Origin of the sequence: Rahnella perminowiae (assembly GCF_019049755.1) — a bacterium.
Lineage (GTDB): Bacteria > Pseudomonadota > Gammaproteobacteria > Enterobacterales > Enterobacteriaceae > Rahnella > Rahnella perminowiae.
In genome coordinates this window covers 1-1,384 of record NZ_JAFMOS010000175.1, presented here as the reverse complement: position 1 = coordinate 1,384, position 1,384 = coordinate 1, and the positions used below count along the sequence as shown (strand labels likewise).

3 protein-coding genes are annotated in these 1,384 nt (G+C 44.9%); 2 read left to right on the top strand and 1 reads right to left on the bottom strand.

Going from position 1 to position 1,384, the window contains the following annotated elements:
• Positions 1-188: 188 nt before the first annotated feature.
• Positions 189-410, bottom strand: coding sequence for a hypothetical protein (locus J1785_RS01025; RefSeq protein WP_217218594.1), 222 nt, complete (start codon positions 408-410; stop codon positions 189-191).
• Between the two features lie 216 nt (positions 411-626).
• Between J1785_RS01025 and J1785_RS01020 the strand changes: the two genes are divergently transcribed.
• Both J1785_RS01020 and J1785_RS01015 read left to right on the top strand, forming a co-directional pair.
• Entirely contained in the window at positions 627-740 is a 114-nt protein-coding gene (locus J1785_RS01020; RefSeq protein WP_238483016.1) for an ash family protein, read from the top strand.
• A 19-nt stretch (positions 741-759) separates the two neighbouring features.
• On the top strand, positions 760-1,020 hold the full coding sequence (locus J1785_RS01015) for a helix-turn-helix domain-containing protein (RefSeq protein ID WP_217218595.1): 261 nt from the start codon (positions 760-762) through the stop codon (positions 1,018-1,020).
• Positions 1,021-1,384 lie beyond the last annotated feature (364 nt).

The following is a 1,384-nucleotide window of genomic DNA, read 5'->3' as shown; positions in this document are numbered from 1 at the left end:
GGAGGGAACAAGCCATTGTCCTACATAACCGAGACAGAAGATACATTATTGGGAGGATACATAACATCATAAATGTGAGAAGCATCAAATTTATGCGAGGTTCCACAGTTGTATTGCTGGATAGCATCAATGATTTGTTGTTGAGAAATAAAATCGGGTAAAAGCTTCGGCATTTTTTCTCCTTAATATTATAGGGAATCGATCATTCCTAATTTCAGCAAAGATTTTTCTATTTCTCTAATCCATTCCTCAGGGCAGGGTTTTACACGTTTTTTGGGATCTTGGCGATTATGAGCTTGTCGTGTGGTTAAGCCATGCATCGCTTTGACATGCGCAATCCAGCAAGGAGTGTGAATAGTTTTACCTGTTCTGGACTTCACATCCGCAATTATTTCTTTATAAGTAGCCATCTTTTCCTCCATAAAAACTTCCTGGAATCCACCTCGCAACTTCAACGAGTTACTTGGTCAGTCCTTCTGATTTCCGATATAATCTACACCGCTGCGGCACAATCCGCAGCCGGGTTTCGCAGCCCGTGTAATCTGAAGGCGGCACCTCACATTGAGAGTGCCGTCGCTTTGACGCAACTATTGAAAATGTGGCTGTAATCCACAAGCAGTATCTCAATGGTGGCTCAGGCGGGGCAGCCTTCGGGCTGGCCGGTAGCCTTCAGAACCGGTACTGCGAACCTCGTCTGGGCTACCACCAAAGAGTTTCGCAGCTCCCGTGGTAGTGATTAACTATCTGAAGGAGCAATCCATGAATACACTCAACGACTGGCATCCCGCCGACATCATTGCAGCACTTCGCAAGAAAGGCACCACGCTGGCAGCAGTCTCACGCGCTGCGGGGCTGAGTTCTTCCACGCTTTCTAATGCACTTTCCAGACCCTGGCCGAAAGGAGAGATCCTGATTTCTCAGGCAATCGGTGTGCCACCACATACTGTCTGGCCGAGCCGCTATTATGACCGGCAGGGGAATCTGATCAAAAGAACCGTGCGGATAACAGACAAAAGTTAATTAGCATTCAGGCGGCAGATCATACCTCTGTCGCCTGTGATTTATCACTAATGTTATTTCTCTGCATTTTACGCAGCAGCGATAAGTTTACCGCATAATGCCTGGCTTTCAGCGGGACAGGATTCAGATGACAGCGTAATGATCTGATTCAGGTCATCCGTATCCAGTGTAGAATCGAAGTAGTGCCAGAAATGAGAGCGAGTGACAGAACAGTTACGACAATTTTCATTTTATATCCATCAATTATCATGTGTTATTTTATGTGCTGACTGCATTTTAATGTTGAACGTAATCTTACATGAAGAAACCTGTAAGGGTATTTGTGCCATAAATATTTTATATACATTTACCATAACCCCTTATT

Excerpts from the sequence above, each read along its gene's own strand:
- J1785_RS01015 (WP_217218595.1), top strand. The coding sequence starts at position 760 with ATGAATACACTCAACGACTGGCATCCCGCCGACATCATTGCAGCACTT.
- J1785_RS01020 (WP_238483016.1), top strand. The coding sequence starts at position 627 with ATGGTGGCTCAGGCGGGGCAGCCTTCGGGCTGGCCGGTAGCCTTCAGA.
- J1785_RS01025 (WP_217218594.1), bottom strand. The coding sequence starts at position 410 with ATGGCTACTTATAAAGAAATAATTGCGGATGTGAAGTCCAGAACAGGT.